Genomic DNA, 25,631 nt, shown 5'->3' on the forward strand with positions numbered 1-25,631 from the left:
CCCGCCTGTCCGATGTGCTTCAAGGCGGCGCGCGATCCGCGCGGTGCCTTTCGATTCGCCGGGGTTGTACCCCGCCAAGGCGCGCCGCCGCGTGAATTTTTCGCGGCGGCGCGCCATTCTTCCGCCTCATCCCTTATCCTTTCGTTCTTGAACCTTACTAAATCGTTACAAGAACTCGGGAGGGGGGATGCCTCATGACATCAGCCTGATTGCGTTGCTCGCGGCCGGTTTCGGTCTCGCGATGGTCTTCGGTTACTTCGCGTCGCTGCTGAAAATGCCGCCGCTCGTCGGCTATCTGCTCGCCGGGATCGTGATCGGCCCGGGCACGCCCGGTTTCGTCGGCGACCTGTCGCTCGCGCAGCAGCTCGCCGAAGTCGGCGTGATGCTGCTGATGTTCGGCGTCGGCCTGCATTTCTCGCTCGGCGATCTGCTCGCGGTGCGCAAGATCGCGCTGCCGGGGGCCATCGTCCAGATCACGGTGGCCACGCTGCTCGGCGGCGGCCTCGCGCTCACCTGGGGCTGGAGCGTCGGTGCGGCGCTCGTGTTCGGGCTCGCGCTGTCGGTGGCGAGTACCGTCGTGCTGCTGCGTGCGCTCGAAGGGCGCGGGCTCGTCGAGACGGTCAACGGGCGCATCGCGGTCGGCTGGCTCGTCGTCGAGGATCTCGTGATGGTGCTCGTGCTCGTGCTGCTGCCGCCCGTCGCGGGGCTGCTCGGCGGCACGCCGCCCGGCGACGCGCACGCGGCCGGCGGCAGCGTGTGGGGCACGCTCGGCGTCACGATGCTGAAGGTCGCGGCGTTCATCGCATTGATGCTGGTGGTCGGCAAGCGCGTGTTCCCGCGCATTCTGTGGCTCGTCGCGCGCACGGGCTCGCGCGAGCTGTTCACGCTGTGCATGATCGCGGCCGCGGTCGGCATCGCGTTCGGCGCGGCGAAGCTGTTCGACGTGTCGTTCGCGCTCGGCGCGTTCTTCGCCGGGATGATGATGCGCGAGTCGGAGTTCAGCCGGCGCGCGGCCGACGAGACGCTGCCGCTGCGCGATGCGTTCTCGGTGCTGTTCTTCATTTCGGTCGGGATGCTGTTCGACCCGAAGATCCTGCTCGCGGAGCCGCTGCACGTGATCGAGGTCGCGGCGATCGTGGTGATCGGCAAGACGCTCGCGGCGGTCGCGCTCGTGATCGCATTCCGCTATCCGCTGAATACCGCGCTGACGGTCGGCGCGGGCCTCGCGCAGATCGGCGAGTTCTCGTTCATCCTCGCGGGGCTCGGCCGTGCGCTCGGGCTGCTGTCGGCCGAGGGGCAGAGCCTGATCCTCGCGGTCGCGCTGATCTCGATCGCGATGAACACGCTGCTGTTCGCGATGATCGATCCGGCGCTTGCGTGGATCCGCAAGCATTCGGCGTTCGCGCGCAAGCTCGAGGCGCGCGACGATCCGCTCGCCGCGCTGCCGATGTCGACGCCGCAGACGCATCTCACCGGGCAGGTCGTGATCGTCGGCTACGGCAAGGTCGGCACGCGGATCGCCCATGCGCTCGACGAGCGCGGCATCGCGTACGTCGTCGTCGAGCAGAATCGCGAGCTCGTCGAGAAATTGCGCGCGGAAGGCGTTGCCGCCGTGTCGGGCGATGCGATCGAGCCGATCGTGCTCGTGCAGGCGCATATCGCGCGCGCCGGGATGCTGGTCGTCACGCTGCCCGATGTGTTCGACGTACGGCAGATCGTCGAGATCTCGCGCACGCTCAACCCGGCGCTCGAGGTCGTGCTGTGCACGAACAGCGGCGACGAGGCCGCGCTGCTGTCGAACGAGGGCATCGGCACCGTGTTCATGGGCGAGACCGAACTCGCGCGCGGGATGACCGAGCACGTGCTCGGCAGGATGGCGAAGCCGGTCGCGACCGCGCATTGACGGCGCACGGCAGCGCGCCGGGCGGCCCGCGCGGCCGCCGGCGCCGCGTGCTTCGGTTTCAGTAGAACGTCTCGAGCGTCAGCTCCTGCGCCATCACGCGATTGCCGGCCAGCAGGCCGCCGTCGACGGGCAGCGCGACGCCCGTGATGATCCGCGCCGCAGACGAGCACAGGAACAGCGCGGCCTGCGCGACGTCGTCCGGCGTCGCGAAATCGTCGAGCGGATACCACTTCCTCAATTGCTCGAACACCTGCGGATTGCGCTGCACGCGCGCTTCCCATGCGGGTGTCTTCACGGTGCCCGGCAGCACGATGTTCGCGCGCACGCCGTCGCGGCCGAATTCGATCGCGAGCGATTTCGCGTAGCTGATCAACCCGGCCTTCGCCGCGCTGTACGCCGGATGCCCGAGCGCATGCACGCCGTTGACCGAACCGATGATCGCGATTGCACCGCGCCCGCGTGCGCGCATGCCGGGCAGCACGGCTTCGACGCTCATGTAGGTGGCCGTCAGGTTCGCGTCGAGATCCGTGCGCCAGGTGGCGGGCGTCGTGTCGCGCAGCGTGGTCGACGCGGCCGTGCCCGCGTTGGCGACGAGCACGTCGGCCTGCGGATGCGATTCGAGCGTCGATTGCAGCCGCTCGGCGTCGGTCAGGTCGTCGACGACCGGCGTCACGCGCGCGTCGCCGAGCGTATCGATGAAGCGGTCGAGCGCCGCGCGGTCGCGATCGAGCGCGAGCACGCGGTCGCCGGCGGCGAGGAAGGTGCGGCACAGCGCCTGGCCGATGCCGCCGGCGGCGCCCGTCACGAGGGTGGTGCGTGTCATGTCGGCTCCTTGTGCCGGCTCACAGGCCGAGCGCGGCGCGTGCCTGCTTTTCGTTGTCGCGCGTGATCAGCGTGCCGGACGTCAGCACGAGCGGCGGCGGCGCCTGGTTCTTCGTGATCCAGTCGTACATGTCGATGCTCGTCTGGTAGCCGTGCTGGCGCGGATTCAGCAGGATCGAGCCGTAGAAGCCCGTCGGCTTCGGCTTCGCGAATTCGTTGAGCGCGATCTGGCTGCCGTTGATGCCGACCGCGACCATCGCGTCCGCGCCGATGCCGCGCCCCTCGGCGGCGCGCACCGCGCCGACCGTCGTGTCGTCGTTCGAGCCGAACGCGACCCAGCGCTTGAAATTCGCATGCTTGGTGAGCGCGATGTTCGCCGCGTTGAACGCGCCTTCGGTGTCGGCCGTCATTTCTGGCGCATCGATCACGTTCGCGGCCGGGAAGCCGGCGGCCTTGAGCGCATCGACCGCGCCGGTCGTGCGTTCGCGTGCGGTCGGCAACTGGTCGTATGCGATCCGGATGATGCCGACCTCGGCCGGGTTCCAGCCGCGCCGCTTCGTCTCGTCCGCGATCGCCTGGCCGACCTGCTGGCCGATCTTGTACGCGGAGATGCCCATGTGCGGCACGCCCTGGAGCGGTGCACCGCGGCCGTCGACGAGCTGGTCGTCGACCGACATCAGCTTGATCCCCGCGCGCTTCGCCTTCGCCGCGATGCCGGGGCCGAGCTTCACGTCGGGTGCGCAGATGATCACGCCCTGTGCCTTTTGCGCGGCGAGGCTGTCGAGCGCGGTCGATACCTTTTCGCCGCTCGGCGTCGCGATCTTGATCAGCGTGAAATGCTTTTCCTTCGCCGCCTGGTCGGCGAAGCGCCATTCGTCCTGGAACCACGGATCGTCCGGCTGTTTGACGAGGAAGCCGATTTTCACGTCGGCGGGGTCGGCGGCATGGGCGGGTACCCCGCCGACCAGTGCCGCGCTCGCGATGGCCAGTGCGAGCGTCTTCCAGTGGAATCGCATGCGTCTCTCTCCTTTTTTGTAGTCGCGCGCACGGGCAGGGCTGCCCGACACGCGGAAAAATTGTAGGAGGAGCGAGCGGGAACGCTCAAATGATGCGCGGCGTTCCTAGAAAGTGGGACAGTGCCCGATGGCGGGGAAATGCGTGGCGGCCGGCGGCCGCCGGTGTGCCGCGCGCGCCGGCGGGCGCCGTGTCGCGGGGACGTGCCGCGCTCATCCGGCCGCGGTGGCCGGATGAGCCGGTACTTTCGACGGCGCGGCAGTCTTCAGCGGTGCGGTGGTTTTCGGTGCCGCAGCCGTCCTGGTTTGCGCAGCCGCTTGCGGCGCGGCCACCGTTTTCTGCGGCGCGGCGGGCTTCGCCGGCGGCGTCTTCTCGGGCTCGACCTGCGCGTCGGGCGGCACGCCGAGCAGTTGCAGCGACCCGCTCGTGACCGACGCGAACACCGGGCCGGCCACCGTGCCGCCGTAGTAGCCCTTGCCGCGCGGCTCGTCGATCATCACCGCGACGATCAGGCGCGGGTTGCTCATCGGCGCCATCCCCGCGAACAGCGCGCGGTACTTGCCCTTCGCATAGGTCGCGCCGACCTGCTTGCGCGCGGTACCGGTCTTGCCGCCGATCCGGTAGCCGTCGACGCGCGCGCGGCGGCCCGTACCGCCTTCGCCGACCGCCATCTCGAGCATCGAGCGGATCGACGCGGCCGTTTGCGGCGACGTCACGCGGTGGCCGCGATGCGCGTCGATCGTTTGCTGGTCGGTGCCGTTCTTCAGCAGCGACACCGGGTGCAGCGTGCCGTCGCCGGCATAGGCCGTATAGGTTTGCGCGATCTGCAGCAGCGACATCGACAGGCCGTAGCCGTATGCCATCGTCGCCTGCTCGATCGGCCGCCAGCGCTTGTAGCCGCGCAGCCGGCCCGACGCGACGCCCGGGAACGTCAGTTCCGGCGCGCGGCCGATCCCGTATTCCTGGTACTTGTTCCAGATCGTTTCGGCCGGCAGGTTCAGCGCGAGCTTCGCGAGCGCGACGTTGCTCGACTTCTGCAGTGCCTGCGAGACCGTCAGCGAGCCGTGGTTCGACGTGTCGTGGATCACGGCCGGGCCGATCTTGTAGGTGCCCGGCGACGTGTTGATGATCGTGTTCGGCGTGACCTTGCGTTCGTCGATCGACAGCGCGACGACGAGCGGCTTGATCGTCGAGCCCGGTTCGAACGTGTCGATCACCGCGCGGTTGCGCAACTGCTGGCCGGTGAGGCGCGCGCGGTCGTTCGGGTCGAAGGTCGGGTAGTTCGCCAGCGCGAGGATCTCGCCGTTCTGCGCGTCGAGCACCACGACGCTGCCGGCCACCGCGTTGTTCTCGATCACGGCCGCCTTGAGCTGGCTGAACGCGAGTTGCTGGATGCGGCGGTCGATCGTCAGCTCGATCGTCGCGCCATGCTGCGCCGGGACGAGCGGGCGCGTGTCCGACACGATGCGGCCGAGCCGGTCGCGGATCACCTCGCGCTGCCCGGATGTGCCCGACAGGCGCGCATTCGCCGCGAGCTCCACGCCTTCCTGGCCCTTGTCCTCGACGTTCGTGAAGCCGACCACGTGCGCGGCCGATTCGCCTTCCGGGTAGAAGCGCTTCGAATCGGCGATCTGCGTGATGCCGTCGATCGCGAGCTTGTCGAGCCTGCCCGCGGTGTCGGCGTCGACTTGCCGCTTGAGCAGCACGAATGTCTTGTCGTTGCCGAGGCGCCGCTTGACCTCGACGAGCGGCATGTCGAGCAGCTTCGAGATCTGCGGGTAGTCGGTGTCGGCGACCTGCTTCGGGTTCGCCCAGATTTCATAGGTCGACAGGCTGACGGCGAGCATCGCGCCGTTGCGGTCGACGATGCGCCCGCGCGTCGCGTCGAGCTCGATCGTGCGCTGGTAGCGTTTCTGGCCCTGGCCGACGTAGAACTCCTTGTTCGCGACCTGCACCCAGAACGCGCGGCCGATCAGCGCGGCGAACGCGAGGAACACGATGATCACGATCAGCTTCGAGCGCCACATCGGCAGGCGCGACGCGAGCATCGGGTTCTTGGTCGCGGCCGCGTACGGATCGGCGGGGTGGGTCTTCTTTTTCACGCTCATGCAATGGCCGGGTCGGGCCGCCGGAGGGCGGCGAGTCAGTCTGAATAATGCGATTGTAATAAATGAGTAAACGCCGTGTGGGGAAAGTATGTTCCGGCCCCGTGAAAAGGCGCGAATCGGCGATCCGGCAAAGGGCGGAACAGGGCGTACGAAAAGAGGGCGGAAGCGGAGTTTCACCGACGCAGCAGGCGATTGAAGGCGGCCGATTCTGCGCGTATCGATCCGCTCACACGATCTCCCGGACAATCGATGCCGACCGCCCCCCGGCGCGCGGTCAATTGCCCGGCTCGCGATTATTTATTTGCACCAGAAAATGAAAACGCCCCGAAAAGGGGCGCCGCTAATACTGAATATCGAAATGAATATCACTGAAACCGGAATAAACCCGAAAACCGCAGACGAATTACGTCGATCATTTTTACCGGGTGACGGAAATGAATTCCCGGTATTCCGGCTCGCTCGTGCAGCGATCGACCGCCTGCAGCCGCCATGCACCGGGATGATTGCCGGCGAGTACGGCGGAGCCCTGTTCGCGCTGGGTCGCACCGAACGACAGTCCCTTCAACTGGCACACGGCATTCCCGCCATCAGCCGCGCAGAGCGCCATCGCACCCTCGACGTCGCGGACCTTGCCCCAGGCCGGAAGATCGATGCCCTGATGTGCCTCGCGCGACCACAGTCCTTCGTCGGTGTCGACCCACAGTACCGCGAACGAGTTTCGGGTTGCTGATTCGCTGCCATTAATCCGAATGGTGAGGCGCATTGTGATCGTCTCCAAAAAATGAACATTCGACCGTTTTGACTTGATCAGTCTAGATAGACTGGTGTGAAACGCAAGTGATAATCCTCAATAAATCCGAATTGAGTTCATTGCGGTTTCAGATGAAACGACGTCTGACGATTCATGGTTATTCCGGCAGCGCGCGCAGGCACACGCCTAACGGCGATCGCGGCGCCGATCAGGGCCCGGTCGATCTTCGAGACATGGGATGACATCGCCGCGAGGCGCGTCGATCTGTCGCGCGCGACCGGCCGCGGAAACCGGGCCGGCCGACGCGGTTCCGCCATGCCGGAGGGCGGCGCGACCTGATGTTGAGGCGTTCCGACTGCATTGCTGGACGACAGACTCCGACAATCGCATACAAATCGGCACACTTTCACGAAACTTTCGGGACAGACTTGCCTGCGGTCGGGCCCCACACTGAGATATTCCCGATCCAGTGCCGCGGACGCCCGTCCTCGGCGGCTGCCGCCGCCTCGTGCCAGAGACGCGATCGACGCGATCGCGGGCCGCACGCCCGATCGGGACTGCCGGGGCGCGCGTCAGGCCCCGGCCCGGCCGGTGAGCCGTGCGCAGCCCGCAACCGCGGGCGCCGCGCCGCCCGGCCGATTCTTCGAAGGAGACTATCGTGCTGATCTGGAAAACCGCGTTGTCGCTCAACTGGCGGACGAGCCTCGTGTCGCCGGCCAGCGCACCGGTCGCGGCGGCGAACGTCGGACGGCTGGTGCTGACCGGCGCAACCGGCTTCATCGGCAGTACCGTCCTGACGGCGCTCGTCAATGCGGGGCTGCTCGACCGCATCGTCTGCGTCGTGCGCGCGCAGGATCGCGGCCATGCCGTCGCGCGACTGCGCGAAGCGGCGCTGCGCGCGGGGCTGGCGCCGTACTGGGCGTCGCGCCTGACCGACGCGAACGTGATTGTCGGTGCGCTCGGCGACGTGTGGCAGGGCGCCGACGCACCGCGCCTCGCCGCCGCGACGCACGTGATTCACTGCGCAGGCCACGCGTCGCCGGCCGACGGCGCGCACCTGCGGGCTGACATCGCCGATGCGGTGCGCTTCGCCGAGCGTTTTGCACGGGCGCCGCGCCTGCTGCGCTTCGTCTACGTCGGCACGGCCTACGCGCATGCGGGCCGTGGCGGGATCGTGCAGGAAGAGGCGGCGGGCGACGCGGCGAACGACGTCGCGCGCGACGAAGAAGGCCTGCCGGGCGCGGTGCTCGCCGCGGACTACCTGCACGCGAAGGCGGAGACCGAGCAGCGCCTGCGTGCGCTGGGGCTGCCGCTCGTCGTGGTGCGGCCGTCGCATGTGGTCGGCCACACGGTGCTCGGTACGCGGCCCGCGCCGAATTCGTTCTGGATGTTCCGGCTGGCGCATGCCGCACGCCGCTTCACCGCGCGACCGATGACGCGCATCGATATCGTGTCGGTCGACGACGTGGCGCGCGCGACGATGCTGCTGGCCGTCAAGCCGACGCTCGCACACGACCTGTATCACGTGTCGGCCGGCGACGAGGCGCCGCAGGTCGCGCAGATCGTGCGTGCGATGGACGAGGCGGCGGGGATGACCGGCGCACCGCGCTACGCGGCGTGTGCGCCGGCCGAATTGCCGCTCGTGGTGCGCGACGTGCTCGGACGAACCGATCCGGCACTCGAGCGCGTGATCGGCCGGGCGTTGCAGCGCTGCGGGGAATTCGCGACGGTCGATCGCGTGTTCGACAACCGTCGCGTGCGCGACGAAATCGATTTCGAGCCGCTGCCGTTCATCGATTACGTCGAGGAATGCATGCGCACGTCGCGCGGCGTGGCCGTGACCGAGCTGATGCGCGGCGCGGTGCACTGACCCGCCCGCGCCGCACCGGCCCCCGTTCCCGCGGCTGGCGGGAACGGGGGCCGTCATCACGTGTTGCCGCCGAGCTCGATGAGCCGGTCGAGCGCGCGATAGATGTCTTCGAGGCCGTCCTCGCCGAACCGCGATTCGAGCTGCCGGTACTGCTCGTCGATCCGCGGGCCGATTTCCGTGACCAGTTTCCTGCTTTGCGGCGTCAGGCTCACCAGCAGCCGGCGCTGATCTTCCTGCGCGCGCGTGCGCGTGATCAGGCCGTCGCGCTCCATCCGTTCCAGCACGCCCGTGAGGCTCGGGCTCAGGATGCAGCAGCGCCGCGCGATCTGACCCGCTTCGAGCGCTTGCGCCGGTTCGCCGTCGAGCACGCGGATGATCCGCCATTGCTGTTCGGTCAGCGCGAATTCCTTGAGAATGGGGCGAAACAGACCCATCAGCGTTTCGCGGGCCTCGAGCAGCAGCATGGCCAGGTTGCGATGGTCGAGCGTACGGTTCATCGGGGTGAGCAGTGGACGGGGATGCATCAATCTTAACAGCCGAAAGGAGTGAATTTCGCGTATCAGGGTAATCGAGGTTGCCAGCGTTCGATTGTTTACTTAAGATGTTAAGTATTGACGATGCGCCGCGACGCGCGGCAGGGGAATGACGCATGGAGCTGTCTTGCATGACCGCCGCGGCGCCGCCGTTGCCGGTCGCCATCGGTACCGTCTACGGTGCGCTGCTCAACGAGCGTGCGGCGCTCGACGCGCTCGGCGACGCCGTGAACGCACCGCCTTATGGCCGCCCGCCACAGGCGCCGATCCTGTACATCAAGCCCGCCAACACGCATGCGGTCGACGGCGCGACCGTCGTCGTGCCGGCCGGCGTCGACTCCCTGGAGATCGGCGCGTCGGTGGCAGTCGTGTTCGCCCGGCGCGCGACGCGCGTGCCGGCCGCGCGGGCGCTCGACTACCTTCACGGCTTCACGCTCGCCAGCGACGTGTCGGTCCCCCATCCCGACTACTACCGTCCCGCCGTGCGCTTCAAGTGCCGCGACGGGTTCTGCCCGATGGGCCCGGCCATCGTGCCGGCCGCCGCGCTTGGCGATGTCGACACGATCGGCCTGACCGTGCGGATCGACGGCGAGGTGGCCGTGTCCGCCTCGACGGCCACGCTGATCCGCTCCGTGCGCGAACTGATCGCCGACGTGACGGCCTTCATGTCGTTCGACGCGGGCGATGTCTTGCTGCTCGGCGTCGCGGGCGGCGCACCGCGCGCCCGCGCGGGCAGCACGATCGAGATAGCCGCCGCCGGCATCGGTACCTTGCGGCACACGCTGATCGCGGAGGAAACACGATGAAGACGGCACGCGTGATCTACAACGGCGCATTGCATGCGGCCGAACCGGCCGGCGACGGCGCGATCCGTCTCGATACGGGGCGGGTCGTTGCCGAGGACGCGGTTGCGTGGCTGCCGCCCGTCGCGCCGCGCACCACGTTCGCGCTCGGCCTCAACTACGCCGACCATGCGAAGGAGCTCGCGTTCAAGGCGCCGAGCGAACCGCTGATCTTCCTGAAGGGGCCGAACACGTTCATCGGCCACCGGTCGCGCACCGTGCGCCCGGCGGACGCCACCCACATGCATTACGAGTGTGAGCTGGCCGTCGTGATCGGCCGGCCCGCGCGCAACGTGAGCCGCGCGCAGGCGCTCGACTACGTGGCCGGCTACACGGTCGCGAACGACTACGCGATCCGCGACTATCTCGAGAACTACTACCGTCCGAACCTGCGCGTGAAGAACCGCGACACCTGCACGCCGCTCGGGCCGTGGTTCGTCAGCCGCGACGAGATCGGCAATGCGGGCGACCTGACGCTGCGCACGACGGTGAACGGCCGGGAGACGCAGCGCGGCAGCACGCGCGACATGATCTTCGACGTGCCGGCGTTGATCGAGCACATCAGCGGCTTCATGACGCTCTCGCCGGGCGACCTGATCCTGACCGGTACGCCCGAGGGGCTGGCGGACACGAAGCCGGGCGACGAGGTCGTGACCGAGATCGAAGGGATCGGCCGGCTCGTGAACACGATCGTCGGCGAAGCAGACTACTATCGCGCGGGCTGAGCCCGTCGCCCAAGGAGAGAGCATGACCATCAAGCACTGGATCGACGGCCGCGAAGTCGAGAGCCGCGAGACGTTCACGACGCTGAATCCCGCGACGGGGGAAGTCATCACCGACGTCGCATCGGGCGGCGAGGCCGAAGTCGACGCGGCCGTGCGCGCCGCGAAGGAAGCCTTCCCGAAATGGGCGAACACGCCCGCCAAGGAGCGCGCGAAGCTGATGCGCAAGCTCGGCGAGCTGATCGAAAAGAACGTGCCGATGCTCGCGGCACTGGAGACGCAGGACACCGGCCTGCCGATTGCACAGACGAGCAAGCAGCTGATTCCGCGCGCGTCCGAGAACTTCAACTTCTTCGCGGAAGTGTGCGTGCAGATGAACGGCCGCACCTATCCGGTCGACGACCAGATGCTGAACTACACGCTGTACCAGCCGGTCGGCGTGTGCGCGCTGGTGTCGCCGTGGAACGTGCCGTTCATGACCGCGACGTGGAAGACGGCGCCGTGCCTCGCACTCGGCAACACGGCCGTGCTGAAGATGTCGGAACTGTCGCCGCTGACGGCCGACCAGCTCGGCCGCCTCGCGCTCGAAGCCGGTATCCCGCCGGGCGTGCTCAACGTCGTGCAGGGTTACGGCGCGACGGCCGGCGACGCACTGGTACGCCATCCGGACGTGCGTGCGGTGTCGTTCACCGGTGGTACGGTGACCGGCAAGCGGATCATGGAGCGTGCGGGCCTGAAGAAGTATTCGATGGAGCTCGGCGGCAAGTCGCCGGTGCTGATCTTCGACGACGCCGATTTCGACCGCGCGCTCGACGCGTCGCTGTTCACGATCTTCTCGATCAACGGCGAACGCTGCACGGCCGGCTCGCGGATCTTCGTGCAGCGCACGATCTACGACCGCTTCGTGCAGGAATTCGCGCGCCGCGCGAACAACCTGGTGGTCGGCGATCCGTCCGATCCGGCCACGAACCTCGGCGCGATGATCACGCGCCAGCACTGGGAAAAGGTGACGGGCTATATCCGCATCGGCGAGCAGGAAGGCGCGCGTGTGGTTGCGGGCGGCGCGGACAAGCCGGCGGGCTTGCCCGACCACCTGCGCAACGGCAACTTCGTGCGGCCGACCGTGCTGGCCGACGTCGACAACCGGATGCGCGTCGCACAGGAAGAAATCTTCGGGCCGGTCGCGTGCCTGATTCCGTTCGAGGACGAGGAAGAAGGGCTGCGGCTCGCGAACGACACGTCGTACGGCCTTGCGTCGTACATCTGGACGCAGGATGTCGGCAAGGTGCATCGCCTCGCGCGCGGCATCGAGGCCGGGATGGTGTTCGTGAACAGCCAGAACGTACGCGACCTGCGCCAGCCGTTCGGCGGCGTGAAGGAGTCGGGCACCGGGCGCGAGGGCGGCGAATACAGCTTCGAGGTGTTCGCGGAGATCAAGAACGTGTGCATCTCGATGGGTTCGCACCACATTCCGCGCTGGGGCGTGTGACGGGCGCGGGACGTCTGCAGCACGAAAGAACCAAACGGAGACTTGAACGATGGGCAAACTGTCCCTCGCCGCAAAAATCACGCACGTGCCGTCGATGTACCTGTCGGAATTGCCCGGCAGGCATCACGGCTGCCGCGAGGCGGCGATCCGCGGCCATCAACTGATCGGCGAGCGCTGCCGCGCGCTCGGTGTCGACACGATCGTCGTGTCGGACGTGCACTGGCTCGTCAACGCCGGTTATCACGTGAACTGCAATGCGCGATTCGCGGGCACGTACACGAGCAACGAGCTGCCGCATTTCATCCGCGACATGGAGTATGCATATCCGGGCAACCCGGCGCTCGGCCGGCTGATCGCCGAGACGGCCAGCGCGCGCGGCGTCGCGACGCGCGCGCACGAGATCGACAGCCTCGAACTCGAATACGGCACGCTCGTGCCGATGCGCTACATGAACGCCGACCAGCACTTCAAGGTCGTGTCGATCGCCGGCTGGTGCATGTGGCATCAGCTCGACGAAAGCCGGCGCTTCGGCGAGGCGCTGCTCGATGCGATCGAGAAAAGCGATTCGAACGTCGCATTCCTCGCGAGCGGCTCGCTGTCGCACCGCTTCAACGACAACGGCAGCCCCGAGGAATCGATCCACCAGATCAGCCGCGAATTCTTCCGGCAGGTCGACCTGCGTGTGGTCGAGCTGTGGAAGCAGGGCGATTTCAAGACCTTCTGCGCGATGCTGCCCGAGTACAACACGCATTGCCACGGCGAAGGCGGGATGCACGACACGGCGATGCTGCTCGGCCTGCTCGGCTGGGATCGCTACGATAAACCCGTCGAGATCGTCACCGACTATTTCGCGAGTTCGGGTACCGGGCAGATCAATGCGATCTTCCCGGTGGCCTGAGCACCGCGCCACGCACTCGACTGGAGACCCGCCATGCCACATATCGTCGTCGAATACACCGCGAACATCCGCGACGACGCACGCATTCCCGCGCTGCTGCGCACGATCAACGCGACGCTGATCGCGCAGGGCGGCGTATTCCCGACGGGCGGCATCCGCTCGCGCGCGATCGAACTGCAGGACTACTGCGTAGCCGACGGCACGGAAGACGATGCGTTCGTGCACGTGACGCTGAAGATCGGCTCGGGCCGCAGCGACGCGCAGAAAAAGGCCGCGTGCGACGCGCTGTTCGACGCGATCAAGGCGCATTTCGCGGAACTGTACGCGAAACGGTACCTCGCGCTGTCGATGGAACTGACCGAGTTCAGCGAAAGCGGCTCGTACAAGCACAACAACATCCATGCCCGCTACAAGCGGGCCGGCTGAACCCCATTCCCGATCCGACCATGCTCGAAACCGCCCTCATCGACCAGCTCGCGCAGCGTCTGCACGACGCCGAGCGCGAGCGCAAGCAGATTCGCCAGATCTCGCTCGACCATCCCGACATCACGATCGACGACGCGTATGCGATCCAGCGCGCATGGGTCGCCCTCAAGCTCGCGGAAGGACGCACGCTGAAGGGCCACAAGATCGGCCTCACGTCGAAGGCGATGCAGAACACGTCGCAGATCGACGAGCCCGACTACGGTGCGCTGCTCGACGACATGTTCTTTGCCGACGGCGGCACGATCCCCACCGGGCGCTTCATCGTGCCGCGCGTCGAGGTCGAACTCGCGTTCGTGCTCGGCAAGCGGCTCACCGGCCCGGACTGCACGATCTTCGACGTGTACGACGCAGTCGACTACGTGGTGCCCGCGCTCGAGATCATCGATGCGCGCAGCCAGTCGATCGACCCCGATACGAAACGGCCGCGCAAGGTGTTCGACACGATCGCCGACAACGCGGCGAACGCGGGCGTGGTGATCGGCGGGCGGCCCGTGAAGCCGCAGGACGTCGACCTGCGGTGGGTAGCGGCGATCATGTCGCGTAACGGCGTGGTCGAGGAAACGGGCGTCGCGGCCGGCGTGCTGAACCATCCGGCGAACGGCGTCGCGTGGCTCGCGAACCGGCTGGCCCGCTTCGACGTCGCGCTGGAGCCGGGGCAGATCGTGCTCGGCGGTTCGTTCACGCGGCCGTGCGCGGCGCGGCCGGGCGACACGTTCAGCGTGGACTACGGTCCGCTCGGGACGATCCAGTGCTACTTCGAGTGAGGTGAGCGAACGATGCAGATTCCGACGAATGTATTCAAGGCCGCGCTCGCGCGCGGCGACGCGCAGGTCGGGCTGTGGCTCGGGCTCGCCAATCCGTACAGCGCGGAAGTGGTCGCGGGCGCCGGTTTCGACTGGCTGCTGATCGACGGCGAGCATGCGCCGAATACGGTGCCGACGATTCTTGCGCAGTTGCAGGCGATCGCGCCGTATCCGTCGCATCCGGTCGTGCGCGTACCGTGGAACGATCCGGTGATCGTCAAGCAGGTGCTCGATCTCGGCGCGCAGACGTTGCTCGTGCCGATGGTGCAGAGCGCCGACGAGGCGCGTGCGGCGGTGGCCGCGACGCGCTATCCGCCGCACGGGATTCGCGGCGTGGGCAGCGCGCTGGCGCGTGCGTCGCGGTGGAATCGCGTCGACGATTACCTGCATCGCGCGAACGACGAGATGGCGGTGCTTGTGCAGGTCGAGACACGCGCGGGGCTCGACGCGATCGATGCGATAACGCGGGTCGAGGGCGTGGACGGCGTGTTCATCGGGCCGGCGGATCTCGCGGCCGATCTCGGGCACCTCGGCCATCCGGGGCACCCGGACGTTCAGGCCGCGATCGATGGCGCGATCCGGGCGATCAAGGCGGCCGGCAAGGCGCCGGGCATTCTCAGCGCGGATGAGGCGTCCGCGCGGCGTTATCTGGAAGCGGGAGCGCTGTTCGTCGCGGTCGGGGTCGATACGACGCTGCTGGCGAGGAGTGCGGAGCGGTTGGCGGGGCAGTTCAAGGGGAAAGGGGGTGAGGCGGTTAAGAAGGGGGACGGGACGTATTGAACCGGTCTCCGACGGCACGGTAGAGGGCGCTATGCGTCGCTGTGCCGCCCCGCCTCCATATACTTCCCCGGCGTCGTCCCCAACGCCCGCCTGAACATGTCGATGAACGCGCTCACGTTGTCGTACCCGAGATCGAGCGCGATCGTCGTCACCGGCACGCCGTCGGCGATTTTCTCCAGCGCCCGCAGCAGCCTGGCCTGCTGACGCCACTGCGCGAACGTCAGCCCCGTCTCGGCCACGAAGCGGCGGCTCATCGTCCGCGCGCTGATTCCCGCCCATTCGGCCCATTCCTCCAGCCGCCGGTTGTCCGCGAGATCCGCGGCAAGCGCATCGGTGATCCTCGTCAGCCGCGGATCCTGCGGCCGCGCCAGCCCCAGCGCCTCGACTTCCGACGACGCGATTTCATCGAGGATCACGTCGGCGATCCGGGTTCGAGCGGCATCCAGCTCCGAACCCTCCCAACTCGCCGCGCGCTGCACGGCTTCGCGCAGCAGCGGCGTCGTGCGGATCGCGCGCGGCGTATCCGGCAGCGCCGCGCAGCGCGCTTCGGCGATGAACGCCGACCAGCCGGAAATCGGCCCGAAAGAATGCAACGAATGGCGGCAATGCGGTGGAATCCAGATCGCATGGATCGCCGGCACGACCCAGTCCTGGTCGTCGAGGCCGATCGTCAGCAACCCGCTCAGCGCGCCGACGAGCTGGCCGCGCGCATGCGAATGAGGTGGCGTCACGCGCGGGTCGCGTTGTGACAGCACGGCAGCGACGACGAACGGGCCGTCGTCGGACGTGACGAAGCGGGCGGGCAGGAGCGGATCGGACATGGCCGGATAGCGGTATCGAATGGCCGTTATACCGGAGATCGGCCGAATTTGCACGCCTACACTGCGTCCATCGATAACAACCGGAGTACGACACGATGCGAGCCGAACAGATGCTTCCCGACCATGCCAACCAAGTCGATGCCGGCGGAACGACGATCCGCAAGGGAACCGTCGGCGCGTTTCTGGTCAACGCGCGGGTGCTGACCGACCCGAACGCTACGCCCGCCGACCGGGCGCGCGCCGAAGTCGACACGATCGACGCGTTGCCCGCGCTGCGGGCACTCGGCCTGTTCGACGTGCTGGAAGTGCGCGATCCCGCGCTGCGCGCGTGGCTCGACGCACGCTGATGCGCACCGCGACCGTCGATCGAGATCCCCGATTCAAGGAGTCGTCATGAAAGCAGCAGTCGTGACGGGCGCCGGCGAGCGCCCCGTTCATATGGAGTTCGATGCGCCGCACGCGATGCCGGGCCACAGCCTGATCGACGTGACGGCGTCCGCGCTGAGCCGGATCGCGCAGGGGCGCGCGGCCGGCACGCATTACTCGTCGGACGGGCGTTATCCGTTCGTCGTTGGCGTCGACGGGGTTGGCCGACTCGATGATGGTCGACGCGTCTACTTCTTCGGTACGCCTGCACCGTTCGGTGCGATGGCCGAACGCACGATCGCGCCCGATACGCGGTGCGTGCCGCTGCCGGATACGCTCGACGACGTCACGGCGGCCGCGATCGCGATTCCCGGGATGTCGTCGTGGGCGGCGCTGACCGAACGCGCGCGGCTCGTCGCGGGCGAGACGGTACTCGTCAACGGTGCGACAGGTACGTCGGGGCGGCTGGCGGTGCGGATCGCGAAGCATCTCGGCGCCGCGAAGGTGATCGCGACGGGCCGCAACGCGGCCGCGCTGCAGGCGTTGCTGAATGCCGGCGCGGATGCCGTCGTGTCGTTGCAGCAGGACGACGCACATCTGGCACGCGCGCTCGAACCGCATTTCCGCGCGGGCGTGGACGTCGTGCTCGATTATCTGTGGGGCGCCAGCGCGCAGACGCTGCTGGTGGCCGCCGCGAAGGCGACCCCCGAGGGCCGCCGGCTGCGTTTCGTGCAGATCGGCTCGATCGGCGGCGCGGACGTGCTGCTGCCGGGGGCGGTGCTGCGGGCGACCGCGATCGAACTGATGGGTAGCGGCATCGGCAGCGTGTCGCTGCCGCGCTTGCTGGCGTCGGTGCGCGGTGTGTTCGACGCGGCCGGACCGGCGGGGCTGACGATCGACACGCGCACGGTGCCGCTGTCGGCGGTTGGCGAGCACTGGAGCGATACGAGCAGCCTCGTTCGCCTGGTGTTCACGTTGCGGGGCGAATGACCGGCAAGGGCTACGGATGAGGGCGCGGCCGTCGTGTGCGGGAAGCTGGCCGATCGCCCGTTGTCACGCTGATGCGCGCGGCGGATGCGATGCAGGGCGGCACGCGCGCGATGAACCGCACAAGACGGGCGGCGCGATTGGAAGACCGCTCGCCGCCCGTATCGTCAAGCTCAGAACCGCTGCTGAATCCCCGCCGTGACGCCGACCTGCGTGGTGCCGTAGCCCACGAAATCGCGCGACACGCCGACCTTCTGGTCGTGCTTCGCAATCGCGAACGCGCCGGCCGCGTACAGCACGGTGCGCTTCGACAGCGCGTAGTTCGCGCGCAACGACACGAGCGTCGGGTCGGCATCGCTGCCGCCCTTGATGTTCTGGTGATAGACGGCCGCGATCAGCGAGAACGCCGGCGTGAACTGGTACGAGCCGCCGAGCCAGTACGTGTCGCTCAACTGGTTCGCCGCCGTGGTGCGGAACGTGCGCTTGTAGTTGCGATAGCCGGCCATCGTCTTCAGATTGCCGAAGTCGTAGCTCAGGCCCGCGTGGATGCCCTGGATGTAGTTGACGGTATCGGCCGGCGTGACGCTGTCGGCCGCGCCGTTCTGCCGGTCGAACGTGACCACCCCGGCGAACGGGCCTTTCTCGTAGCCGACCGCGAAATCGTATTTGGAGCTGGTCTTCACGCTGCCCGGCACGTTGCCGAAGCCGTACAGCGCGCCGAACTTGAACCCGCTGAATTCGCCGTCGTAGCGCACCGCGTTCGACGAGCGCGTGAACATGCCGTCCTTGCGGCCGCCCGTCGCCGTCGATGCCGAGGCCCACGAGTAGTTCTGCGCGTAACCCATCGGGTCGAACGGCAGCATGTAGTCGTAGGTGACGGTGTAGTTGCGGCCGAGTGTCAGTTCGCCCCATTTGCTTTTCAGGCCGACCGTCGCGCGGCGCGCGAAGATCGAATCGGGGCCGTCGTCGAGCGCGCCGTTCGCGAGGTCGATCCCGCTTTCGAGGCGGAACACGGCCTTCAGCCCGCCGCCGAGATCCTCGACGCCGCGCAGGCCCCAGCGCGACGTGTTCTTGTTGCCCGACTTCAGCTTGACCGCGCTGCCGCCCTCCGGCGCCGCGTGGTTCGTGTATTCGATGCCGGCATCCATGATCCCGTACATCGTGACCGACGACTGCGCGTGCGCGGCGGGTGCGGCGATGCAGGCCGCGGCGGCCGATCCCGTGAGGACTACTGTGCGAATCGAACGTTCTGCGCGTGACTTCATTGACGGTGTCTCCTTGGTTCTTGTGGGTTGGGGTGAAACGGATGCGGCGCGCAGTAGCCCACGACAGACGCCGGAAGACGTCCGCCGGAAGGCATGTCATCACATGACGAGATGTGCGCGGTGTGCGTGCGCGACGGCGAGCGTGCCGCCGCGCCCGGGTCAGCCCGCTTTCGCGAACGCCCAGCAGTCGTTGGTCGGGAATTCGATCCAGTGCTTGCCCGCTGCGCGCGGCACGTGGCCGAATGCGCGAAGGCGCATCTCGCCGCAATGGAACAGGTATTCCCAGCGATCGCCGAGATACATCGACGTGACGAGGTCGGCCTGCAGCCGGTTCGCGCCCGGGCCGTCGGCGACCTGCACGCGTTCGAGGCGGATCACGGCCTGCGCGTCCTGGCCCGGTGCGAACGTGTCGCGGGCGAGGGCCTGCAGCTCCCAGCCGTCGCCGGCGAGCGTCACGCGTTCGCCGTCGACGGCCGCGACGCGCGCGTCGATCCGGTTGTTGCTACCCATGAACTCAGCCGTGTACAGCGAACGCGGCGCGCCGTAGAGCTCGGCCGGCGTGCCTTCCTGTTCGATGCGGCCGTTGCGCAGCAGCAGGATGCGGTCGGACATCGCCATCGCTTCGGTCTGGTCGTGCGTCACGCAGAGCGCCGACAGCCCGAGCGACACGATCAGCTCGCGCAGCCACGCACGCGCTTCCTCGCGCAGCTTCGCGTCGAGGTTCGACAGCGGCTCATCGAGCAGGATCACCGGCGGGTTGTAGACGAGCGCGCGGGCGATCGCGACACGCTGCTGCTGGCCGCCCGACAACTGATGCGGAAAGCGTTCGGCGAGATGGCCGAGGCCGAGCTGGTCGAGCGCGGTCTGCACGCGGCGCTTCTGTTCGGCAGGCGCCACGCGGCGCAGCTTGAGCCCGTAGCCGACGTTGTCGGCGACGGTGCGGTGCGGCCACAGCGCGTACGACTGGAACACGAGGCCGAGCGAACGCTGTTCGACCGGCAGGTCGATGCGCTGCGCGCCGTCGAAGAACACGCGTTCGTCGAGCTGGATGCGGCCGTCGGACGGCTGTTCGAGGCCCGCCACCGCGCGCAGCAGCGTGGTCTTGCCGCTGCCCGACGCGCCGAGCAGGCACACGACTTCGCCGGCCTTCAGTTCGAACGACACGCCCTTGAGGATCGGATTGGCGCCGTAGCTGAGATGCAGGTCGTCGACGATGAGCTTATCCATGAAGTTTCACTCCGAAGCGCAGGGCCACGCCGAGACCGGCGCCGACCATCGCGATGTTGATGACAGAAAGCGCGGCGACCTGGTCGACGGCGCCGGTCGCCCACAGCGACACGAGCAGCGCGCCGATCACTTCTGTGCCGGGTGACAGCAGGTAGACGGCCGTCGAGTATTCGCGCTCGAAGATCATGAAGATCAGCAGCCACGCGGCGAGCAGGCCGAAGCGCACGAGCGGCAGCGTCACGTCGAGGGACACGCGGCTGCGGGTCGCGCCGACGCTGCGGCCGGCTTCCTCGAGTTCCGGGCCGACCTGCAGCAGCGCGCTCTGGATGAGCCGCATCCCGTACGCGAGCCAGACGACCGTGTACGCGATCCAGATGCTCCACATCGAGTTCTTCAACTCGCGCAGGCCGGGCACGAACAGGAAGATCCACAGGAACGCGAGACCGGCGAGCAGGCCGGGCACCGCGCGCGGCAGCAGCACGAGGTAGTCGAGCAGCTTGGTCGCCCAGTCGGGGCGGCGGTGGCCGGCGAACGCGACGAGCGAGTAGAAGCCGATCGCGAGCGCGCCGCCGATCACGCCGATGCCGAGCGTGTTGACGATCGCGCGCACCAGGTTGTCCTGCTCGAACAGCTCGATGAAGTTCGACAGCGTCAGCACCTCGGCGAGCGCGACGCCTTCGCCCCAGTTGGTCACGAACGCGCGCAGCACGATGCCCGAGATCGGGACGATCACGGTCAGCATCAGCCACAGCACGACGATCGCGAGCGCAACCCAGCGCCACACGCCGAGCGGCAGCACCGTCGTACGGCCGGCCTTGCCCTTCACGGTGACGAAGCGGTTCGCCGTCTTCAGCAGCCGGCGCTGCAGCAGCACGAGCGGGAACGTGATCGCGACGATGCACACCGCGACCGCGGCCATCAGGTGATACGACGGCACGCCGAGCTTGTTGGTCAGCTTGTACAGGTAGGTCGCGAGCACGAGGTGGCCTTCCGGGTCGCCGAGCACGAGCGGCAGCCCGAACACCTCGAAGCCGAGGAAGAACACGAGCACGCCGGCGAACAGCAGCGCGGGCATCGTCATCGGCAGGCTCACGTCGAGCGCGACGCGGAACGGGCGGGCGCCCGTGACGCGCGCGGCTTCCTCGACGTCCGAGCCGAGGTTGCGCAGCGCGGCCGACGAATACAGGTACACGTGCGGCACGTGCGTGAGGCCGACGATCACCGTGATCGCGAAGATCGAGTACACGTTCCAGGGCACGTTCTGCACCCCGAACAGCTCCTTGAACCACACCGAATAGAAGCCGACCGGGCCGGCCGCGACCACGTAGCCGAACGCGAGCACCATCGGCGACACGAACACGGGCGTGAGCAGCAGCGGTTCGAGCCAGCGGCGGCCGGGCAGGTCGGTGCGCACCATCAGGAACGCGAGGATGCCGCCGAGCGGGATCGAGATGAACAGCATCCCGCCGGCGATGATGAACGAGTTCTTCACGGCCGACCAGAAGTCGGGATCGCTGAAGACGAAGCGGAAGCCCTCGATGCCGAGCGTCTTGTTCGCATCGAAGAACGGCGCGGACAGCAGGCTCTGGAACAGGATGAAGCCGAGCGGCAGTGCGACGGCGATGGTGAGTACCGCGACGACGATCCAGCGCAGCATGCCGGCGAGCGGCTGCAGGCTGTTGACCGGCAGCGCGGGAATGGCGTCGCGCAGGCCGGCGGCGGGTGGTGCGGCCGGTGCCGTGCCGCGGGTGCTGGTTGAAAGCATGAGTTCGCCCCTGCGGCCATCCGGATGGCCGCCTCAAGGAAGTCGGTAAGGGGAAGGGGCCGCCCGCGCGACGTGCGGCGGGCGGCCATGGGTCAGCCGGAGCCGATCAGCGGATCAGCTCTTGATCGCCTGCTGCCATTGCTTCAGGAACGCGAGCCGCTTCGACTGGTCCAGGTAGACGAGCAGGCCGGTGCCGATCTGGATCGGCTTCAGCGAATCGCCGAGTTCCTTCGTGAGGCTCGCGGCCGACGTCTCGCCGGTCACGTCCGTGCGGATCGCGTACAGGTTCGCCTGGTTCGCGATCATGGTCTGGCCGCGCTTCGACAGCAGGTAGTCCACCCACAGCCTGGCGGCGTTCGGGTTCTTCGCCTTCTTCGAGATGGTGGCGAGGCGGCTCACGATCTGCGTGTAGTCCTTCGGGAATACGTAGCCGATCGACTTGTCCTTCTTCGCCTTCGCGTACGCATACGAACCGATGATGTTGTAGCCGATCAGGTTCTCGCCCGACGAGATGCGCTCCATCATCGCGCCGGTGCTCGACTGCAGCTTCGGGCCGGTCTTGCCGATGGCCTTCACGAGTTCCCACGTGACCTTCTCGTTCAGGTGCGCGTCCTGCGTCAGCGCATTGAAGCCGACGCCGGATTTCTCGACGTCGTACGTCGTGAGCTTGCCCTTGAACTTGTCCGGTTGCGACGCGAGCAGCTTGATCAGGTCGGTGCGCGTTTTCGGCACTTCGTTTTCGGGGATCAGGCGCTTGTTGTAGACGATCGCCAGCGGCTCGAACGTCGTGCCGTACGCCTGCTTCTGGTATTGCGCCCATTGCGGCACGTTCGGGCCTTCCGGCGAATCGTACGACGCCATCAGGCCGTCGTTGACGAGCTTGACCTGCAGGTCCATCGCCGAGCTCCACAGCACGTCGGCGCTCGTGCTGCTCGCCGCGTTCTCGCTGATGTAGCGGTTGTACAGCTCGGTGCTGTTCATGTCGTTGTACTCGACCTTCACGCCGTACAGGCTTTCGAAGTCCTTGATCAGCGGGCGCACGAGGCCCGTGTCGGTCGTCGAGTAGACGATCAGCTTGCCTTCCTTCTTCGCGGCGTCGATCACGCCCTGGTAACTCCCCGGATACCCGGCCGGAACCTGCGCGGCGGCGCTGCCGGCGGCAGTGCCCAGAACGACCGCCAGCGCGGCGGCGAGGTGCTTCGGTGCAAACGGCATGTCTTCCTCCAGTTACGTCTAGGTGTTGTTCGAGTGACGCGGATGTTAATTGCGGCGCACTTTCAGCCCGCTTTCATTTCAGTTCACAATCGCGTCGTTCGTGTCATGGATTTCCCGAGGTCGATGCGGCGGCGGCCCGCCGTTTCGCGGCGCGCGGCACGATCCGGCAACGGAGGGAAGGGGGGGGCCGCGGGGCGCGGCAACGACGGCGGGGGCGCCTAGACGGGGTGCGCGAGCAGCTTCGCGAGCAGCCGGCCGCCATGCCGCGCGTGCGCGGCCGTCAGTGCCGAATACCCGACGACGACGCCTGCTTCGCACCGCGCGCTTCGACAGAATCCGCGGACCGGCTGCAACTCGACGCCGGCCGCCCGGGCTTGCGCGACATACGTTGCGTCGTCCATCCCCGGCGGCAGCCACAGCACGAAATGAAAGCCCGCGTGTTCGCCGGACACCGCGTACCGTCCGCCGGCGTGTTTCGCCAACTGGTCGAGCACGATGTCGCGCCGCTGGCGGTAGGCGTGACGCGCCGCGCGCAGGTGCTTCGCAAAATCGCCGTGCGCGATGAAGCGGGCCAGCGCCAGCTGGGGCGCCACGCCGACCGAGCGCGCGGTCGCGTGCCACACGGCCGACAGCGCCGGCCGCAGTGCCGCCGGCACGACCATGAAGCCGATGCGCAGCCCCGAGAACAGCGTCTTGTTGAACGAGCCGCAGTAGATCACGCGATCGCACGCGTCGAGCGATTTCAGCGCGGGCAGCGGGGCGGTCTGGTAGCTGAATTCGCCGTCGTAGTCGTCTTCGACGATCCACGCGCGGTTGCGCTGCGCCCAGTCGAGCAGTTCGAGCCGGCGCGACACCGACATCGTGACGCCGAGCGGCGCCTGGTGGGCGGGCGTCACGTAGGCCGCGCGCGCATCGGGATGCCGGTCCAGCGACGCGGTATCGATGCCTTCCCGATCGACTGGCACGTCGATCACGGTCGCGCCCGCGATCGTGAAGATCTGCCAGGCCGACGCGTAGCCGGGGTCCTCCATCAGCACCGTCGAGCCGGGCGTGAGCAGCGTGCGCGCGACGAGATCGATCGAATGCCGGATGCCGGTCGTGATGAAGATGTCGCCGGCGCTGCACGGGATGCCGCGATATTCGCGCAGGTAGGCGGCGATTTCGTCGCGCAGGCTTTCGACGCCTTGTGCCGGCGTCGCCCCGAGGTCGTTCGCCGTCGCGGCAAGCAGGCTGGCCCCGAGCGCCTTCTTCCATTGCTGCATCGGCAGCAGGCCGGGATCGGCAAGCCGCGCGACGAACGGGACGCCCGGACGCACGCCTTGTTCCGGCTCGGCGGCGTCGGTCGTGCGCGCCGGCGCGGGGCGCGCGTCGGCAGGGGGCGCGCCGTTGCCGCGCGACTGCGCGGCCGCGCGCAGGTAGCTGTCCGGTACCACCGCGCATACCCGCGACCCCGACCCTTGCGCGCGGGCGATGTAGCCCTCCGAGCACAGCCGGTCGTATGCCGCCTCGACCGTCCCCCGGGCGACGCCCCAGCGCGCCGCGAGGGTGCGGCTGGACGGCAGCGGGCTGTCGCCGGGGAGCAGGCGCTTCAGGATCGCGTCGCGCAACGCGTCGGCGATGCACTCCTGCTTCGACTGCGGATTGCCCGTGGACAGCCCCGCAGGGCACGGCAGATCGAGCGGAATCGCGGCTTTGCCTCGCGCCATAGTGGTCCAGTCGGTGTCGAATTTAATGGCCCTTCAGCTTATATCACTTTGACCTTAGATTTCAGTCGACCACATCGATCCGACCGGAGGCGGGCTCACCGCATGAAAACGCGTTCATTACCCCAGTGGGGCTGGCTGTTCCTGTTGATGCTCGTCGTGTGCCTGCCGCGCGTCACGATCGATGCGTACCTGCCGTCGCTGCCGGTGATGGCGGACACGCTGCACGGCACCGACGCCCAGTTGCAGCTCACGCTGACCCTCTACATGGTCGGTTATGCGCTGTCGATGCTGGTGTCGGGGCCGTTGTCCGACCGTTACGGCCGTCGCCCCGTCCTGATCGGCGGCCTGTGCCTCTACGTGGTCGCGAGCGTCGCCTGCGCGTGCTCGACCAGCATCGCGGCGATCGTCGCCGCACGCATCTTCCAGGCATTGGGCGGCTGCTGCGGCACGGTGGTCGGGCGGGTGATCGTGCGCGAGCGCTTCCCGGCCGCGATGCAGGCGACGATGCTGGGCCGGATCTCGGCCGGCATGGCGCTGTCGCCCGTGATTGCGCCGCTGGCCGGCAGCGCGCTGGCCGAGTGGCTCGGATGGCGCGGCGTGTTCGGATCGCTGGCGGCGGGCGGGGTGGTCGCGGCGGCGATGGTGCTGCGCTACCTGCCGGAGACCCGCGAACGCGACGCGCGGCCGGCGCCGGGCGCGGGGCTCCTGCGGACCTACGCGGGCCTGCTGCGCGAGCGCCGTTTCCTGCGCTACTCGCTGGCGATCAGTTTCGCGTACTGCACGTACTACCCGTTCATCGCGGAATCGTCGACGCTGTTCCAGCGGCAGCGAGGCGTATCCGGCCCGGTGTATGCCGCGATCTTCGGCCTGACCGTGCTCGGCTACCTGATCGGTTCGCACGTGTTCGCGCGGACCGGCACGCGCTGGAAGGCCGATTCGGTCATCGCGGCGGCGGCGGGCGTGAATCTGGCCGGCACCGCCGCGTTGTGGATCGGCGGAGCGGTCGCGCCGACGGCGGTGGCGGCGCTCGTCGTCCCGATGTTCGTCGTGATGATCGCCGTCGGGATCGCGATCCCGGCCTGCCAGTTCGCGGTGATGCAGCCGTACACGACGATCGCCGGGACGGCGTCCGGGCTGTTCTTCTTTATCCAGATGGCGATCACGGCCGCGTGCGGCGGCGTGCTGGCGTGGCTGTCGGACGGCACCGCGCGCCCGATGATCGTCGTCACGGCCGGGGCGAGCGTCGCGTTCCTGGCGG

At 67.9% G+C, this 25,631-nt stretch carries 23 protein-coding genes; 12 read left to right on the forward strand and 11 right to left on the reverse strand.

Annotated features, from left to right (window positions below; translation table 11 throughout):
- Nucleotides 1–187 precede the first annotated feature (187 nt).
- Nucleotides 188–1,903, forward strand: coding sequence for a cation:proton antiporter (locus ABY44_RS09100; protein WP_060171098.1), 1,716 nt, complete (start codon nt 188–190; stop codon nt 1,901–1,903).
- A gap of 58 nt (nt 1,904–1,961) precedes the next feature.
- Here the strand turns inward: ABY44_RS09100 and ABY44_RS09105 are convergent, their stop codons facing one another.
- The 4 genes from ABY44_RS09105 to ABY44_RS09120 all read right to left on the reverse strand — a co-directional run bounded on the left by ABY44_RS09105 (nt 1,962) and on the right by ABY44_RS09120 (nt 6,610).
- Nucleotides 1,962–2,726: an SDR family oxidoreductase gene (locus ABY44_RS09105; protein WP_060171095.1), complete on the reverse strand. Its 765-nt coding sequence runs from the start codon at nt 2,724–2,726 to the stop codon at nt 1,962–1,964.
- 19 nt (nt 2,727–2,745) lie between these two features.
- Nucleotides 2,746–3,741, reverse strand: a complete 996-nt coding sequence (locus ABY44_RS09110; RefSeq protein ID WP_027791427.1) for an arabinose ABC transporter substrate-binding protein — start codon at nt 3,739–3,741, stop codon at nt 2,746–2,748.
- Nucleotides 3,742–3,951: 210 nt separating this feature from the next.
- The gene (locus tag ABY44_RS09115) at nt 3,952–5,847 is read right to left on the reverse strand and encodes a peptidoglycan D,D-transpeptidase FtsI family protein (RefSeq protein WP_060171093.1); all 1,896 of its coding nucleotides are present in this window, start codon (nt 5,845–5,847) and stop codon (nt 3,952–3,954) included.
- A gap of 418 nt (nt 5,848–6,265) precedes the next feature.
- Nucleotides 6,266–6,610 (reverse strand): DUF3564 family protein, encoded by a 345-nt coding sequence (locus tag ABY44_RS09120; protein ID WP_027791429.1) that lies wholly within the window; start codon nt 6,608–6,610, stop codon nt 6,266–6,268.
- 646 nt (nt 6,611–7,256) lie between these two features.
- On the opposite strand from ABY44_RS09120, the gene ABY44_RS09125 reads away from it, so the two are divergent.
- On the forward strand, nt 7,257–8,468 hold the full coding sequence (locus ABY44_RS09125) for an SDR family oxidoreductase (protein WP_021164053.1): 1,212 nt from the start codon (nt 7,257–7,259) through the stop codon (nt 8,466–8,468).
- Between the two features lie 56 nt (nt 8,469–8,524).
- Here ABY44_RS09125 and hpaR read toward each other — a convergent pair whose 3' ends face one another.
- Nucleotides 8,525–8,965, reverse strand: a complete 441-nt coding sequence (hpaR, locus tag ABY44_RS09130) for a homoprotocatechuate degradation operon regulator HpaR (RefSeq protein WP_021164054.1) — start codon at nt 8,963–8,965, stop codon at nt 8,525–8,527.
- 152 nt (nt 8,966–9,117) lie between these two features.
- Between hpaR and ABY44_RS09135 the strand changes: the two genes are divergently transcribed.
- From ABY44_RS09135 to hpaI, 7 genes are read left to right on the forward strand one after another with little or no spacing between them, the layout of a single operon-like run.
- Nucleotides 9,118–9,807 carry a fumarylacetoacetate hydrolase family protein gene (locus tag ABY44_RS09135; protein WP_060171092.1) on the forward strand — a complete coding sequence of 230 codons (690 nt, stop codon included), beginning with the start codon at nt 9,118–9,120 and terminating at the stop codon, nt 9,805–9,807.
- Nucleotides 9,804–10,568, forward strand: coding sequence for a fumarylacetoacetate hydrolase family protein (locus ABY44_RS09140; RefSeq protein WP_124531389.1), 765 nt, complete (start codon nt 9,804–9,806; stop codon nt 10,566–10,568). Before ABY44_RS09135 ends, ABY44_RS09140 begins: the two co-directional genes overlap by 4 nt.
- 22 nt (nt 10,569–10,590) lie before the next feature.
- Nucleotides 10,591–12,054 (forward strand): 5-carboxymethyl-2-hydroxymuconate semialdehyde dehydrogenase, encoded by a 1,464-nt coding sequence (gene hpaE, locus ABY44_RS09145; protein ID WP_059696297.1) that lies wholly within the window; start codon nt 10,591–10,593, stop codon nt 12,052–12,054.
- 49 nt (nt 12,055–12,103) lie between these two features.
- Complete coding sequence (hpaD, locus tag ABY44_RS09150) at nt 12,104–12,952, forward strand: 3,4-dihydroxyphenylacetate 2,3-dioxygenase (RefSeq protein ID WP_060171088.1); 849 nt, start codon at nt 12,104–12,106, stop codon at nt 12,950–12,952.
- Between the two features lie 33 nt (nt 12,953–12,985).
- On the forward strand, nt 12,986–13,378 hold the full coding sequence (locus tag ABY44_RS09155) for a 5-carboxymethyl-2-hydroxymuconate Delta-isomerase (RefSeq protein ID WP_027791434.1): 393 nt from the start codon (nt 12,986–12,988) through the stop codon (nt 13,376–13,378).
- A gap of 20 nt (nt 13,379–13,398) precedes the next feature.
- On the forward strand, nt 13,399–14,202 hold the full coding sequence (gene hpaH, locus ABY44_RS09160) for a 2-oxo-hept-4-ene-1,7-dioate hydratase (protein ID WP_021164056.1): 804 nt from the start codon (nt 13,399–13,401) through the stop codon (nt 14,200–14,202).
- A 12-nt stretch (nt 14,203–14,214) separates the two neighbouring features.
- Complete coding sequence (gene hpaI, locus ABY44_RS09165; protein ID WP_060171084.1) at nt 14,215–15,021, forward strand: 4-hydroxy-2-oxoheptanedioate aldolase; 807 nt, start codon at nt 14,215–14,217, stop codon at nt 15,019–15,021.
- 29 nt (nt 15,022–15,050) lie between these two features.
- Here the strand turns inward: hpaI and ABY44_RS09170 are convergent, their stop codons facing one another.
- Complete coding sequence (locus ABY44_RS09170; protein ID WP_059683327.1) at nt 15,051–15,842, reverse strand: AraC family transcriptional regulator; 792 nt, start codon at nt 15,840–15,842, stop codon at nt 15,051–15,053.
- A gap of 95 nt (nt 15,843–15,937) precedes the next feature.
- Here ABY44_RS09170 and ABY44_RS09175 point away from each other — a divergent pair, with 95 nt between their 5' ends.
- On the forward strand, nt 15,938–16,189 hold the full coding sequence (locus tag ABY44_RS09175) for a hypothetical protein (RefSeq protein WP_059696293.1): 252 nt from the start codon (nt 15,938–15,940) through the stop codon (nt 16,187–16,189).
- 46 nt (nt 16,190–16,235) lie between these two features.
- On the forward strand, nt 16,236–17,198 hold the full coding sequence (locus ABY44_RS09180; RefSeq protein ID WP_060171082.1) for a quinone oxidoreductase family protein: 963 nt from the start codon (nt 16,236–16,238) through the stop codon (nt 17,196–17,198).
- A 170-nt stretch (nt 17,199–17,368) separates the two neighbouring features.
- Here ABY44_RS09180 and ABY44_RS09185 read toward each other — a convergent pair whose 3' ends face one another.
- The 5 genes from ABY44_RS09185 to ABY44_RS09205 all read right to left on the reverse strand — a co-directional run bounded on the left by ABY44_RS09185 (nt 17,369) and on the right by ABY44_RS09205 (nt 24,373).
- Nucleotides 17,369–18,460, reverse strand: coding sequence for a porin (locus tag ABY44_RS09185; RefSeq protein ID WP_034196044.1), 1,092 nt, complete (start codon nt 18,458–18,460; stop codon nt 17,369–17,371).
- 159 nt (nt 18,461–18,619) lie between these two features.
- A complete protein-coding gene (locus tag ABY44_RS09190) occupies nt 18,620–19,687 on the reverse strand; it encodes an ABC transporter ATP-binding protein (protein ID WP_060171080.1) in 1,068 nt (355 codons plus the stop codon).
- Nucleotides 19,680–21,452, reverse strand: coding sequence for an ABC transporter permease (locus tag ABY44_RS09195; protein WP_060171077.1), 1,773 nt, complete (start codon nt 21,450–21,452; stop codon nt 19,680–19,682). Before ABY44_RS09195 ends, ABY44_RS09190 begins: the two co-directional genes overlap by 8 nt.
- A gap of 114 nt (nt 21,453–21,566) precedes the next feature.
- Nucleotides 21,567–22,667: an ABC transporter substrate-binding protein gene (locus ABY44_RS09200; RefSeq protein WP_027791443.1), complete on the reverse strand. Its 1,101-nt coding sequence runs from the start codon at nt 22,665–22,667 to the stop codon at nt 21,567–21,569.
- 218 nt (nt 22,668–22,885) lie between these two features.
- Entirely contained in the window at nt 22,886–24,373 is a 1,488-nt protein-coding gene (locus ABY44_RS09205) for a PLP-dependent aminotransferase family protein (RefSeq protein WP_060171076.1), read from the reverse strand.
- 102 nt (nt 24,374–24,475) lie between these two features.
- Between ABY44_RS09205 and ABY44_RS09210 the strand changes: the two genes are divergently transcribed.
- A partial coding sequence (locus ABY44_RS09210; protein WP_431641128.1) for a multidrug effflux MFS transporter occupies nt 24,476–25,631 on the forward strand: 1,156 nt, incomplete at its 3' end.

It is taken from the genome of Burkholderia sp. ZZQ-2 (assembly GCF_050768715.1).
GTDB lineage: Bacteria > Pseudomonadota > Gammaproteobacteria > Burkholderiales > Burkholderiaceae > Burkholderia > Burkholderia cepacia.

Bases quoted from the DNA above. Each gene is read 5' to 3' on its own strand.
- ABY44_RS09110 (WP_027791427.1), bottom strand. From the start codon at position 3,741: ATGCGATTCCACTGGAAGACGCTCGCACTGGCCATCGCGAGCGCGGCA.
- ABY44_RS09135 (WP_060171092.1), top strand. From the start codon at position 9,118: ATGGAGCTGTCTTGCATGACCGCCGCGGCGCCGCCGTTGCCGGTCGCC.
- ABY44_RS09175 (WP_059696293.1), top strand. From the start codon at position 15,938: ATGCGAGCCGAACAGATGCTTCCCGACCATGCCAACCAAGTCGATGCC.
- ABY44_RS09205 (WP_060171076.1), bottom strand. From the start codon at position 24,373: ATGGCGCGAGGCAAAGCCGCGATTCCGCTCGATCTGCCGTGCCCTGCG.
- hpaE (WP_059696297.1), top strand. From the start codon at position 10,591: ATGACCATCAAGCACTGGATCGACGGCCGCGAAGTCGAGAGCCGCGAG.
- ABY44_RS09155 (WP_027791434.1), top strand. From the start codon at position 12,986: ATGCCACATATCGTCGTCGAATACACCGCGAACATCCGCGACGACGCA.
- hpaR (WP_021164054.1), bottom strand. From the start codon at position 8,965: ATGAACCGTACGCTCGACCATCGCAACCTGGCCATGCTGCTGCTCGAG.
- ABY44_RS09190 (WP_060171080.1), bottom strand. From the start codon at position 19,687: ATGGATAAGCTCATCGTCGACGACCTGCATCTCAGCTACGGCGCCAAT.
- hpaH (WP_021164056.1), top strand. From the start codon at position 13,399: ATGCTCGAAACCGCCCTCATCGACCAGCTCGCGCAGCGTCTGCACGAC.
- ABY44_RS09185 (WP_034196044.1), bottom strand. From the start codon at position 18,460: ATGAAGTCACGCGCAGAACGTTCGATTCGCACAGTAGTCCTCACGGGA.
- ABY44_RS09195 (WP_060171077.1), bottom strand. From the start codon at position 21,452: ATGCTTTCAACCAGCACCCGCGGCACGGCACCGGCCGCACCACCCGCC.
- ABY44_RS09105 (WP_060171095.1), bottom strand. From the start codon at position 2,726: ATGACACGCACCACCCTCGTGACGGGCGCCGCCGGCGGCATCGGCCAG.
- ABY44_RS09120 (WP_027791429.1), bottom strand. From the start codon at position 6,610: ATGCGCCTCACCATTCGGATTAATGGCAGCGAATCAGCAACCCGAAAC.
- ABY44_RS09100 (WP_060171098.1), top strand. From the start codon at position 188: ATGCCTCATGACATCAGCCTGATTGCGTTGCTCGCGGCCGGTTTCGGT.
- ABY44_RS09170 (WP_059683327.1), bottom strand. From the start codon at position 15,842: ATGTCCGATCCGCTCCTGCCCGCCCGCTTCGTCACGTCCGACGACGGC.
- ABY44_RS09180 (WP_060171082.1), top strand. From the start codon at position 16,236: ATGAAAGCAGCAGTCGTGACGGGCGCCGGCGAGCGCCCCGTTCATATG.
- ABY44_RS09200 (WP_027791443.1), bottom strand. From the start codon at position 22,667: ATGCCGTTTGCACCGAAGCACCTCGCCGCCGCGCTGGCGGTCGTTCTG.
- ABY44_RS09115 (WP_060171093.1), bottom strand. From the start codon at position 5,847: ATGAGCGTGAAAAAGAAGACCCACCCCGCCGATCCGTACGCGGCCGCG.
- hpaD (WP_060171088.1), top strand. From the start codon at position 12,104: ATGGGCAAACTGTCCCTCGCCGCAAAAATCACGCACGTGCCGTCGATG.
- hpaI (WP_060171084.1), top strand. From the start codon at position 14,215: ATGCAGATTCCGACGAATGTATTCAAGGCCGCGCTCGCGCGCGGCGAC.
- ABY44_RS09140 (WP_124531389.1), top strand. From the start codon at position 9,804: ATGAAGACGGCACGCGTGATCTACAACGGCGCATTGCATGCGGCCGAA.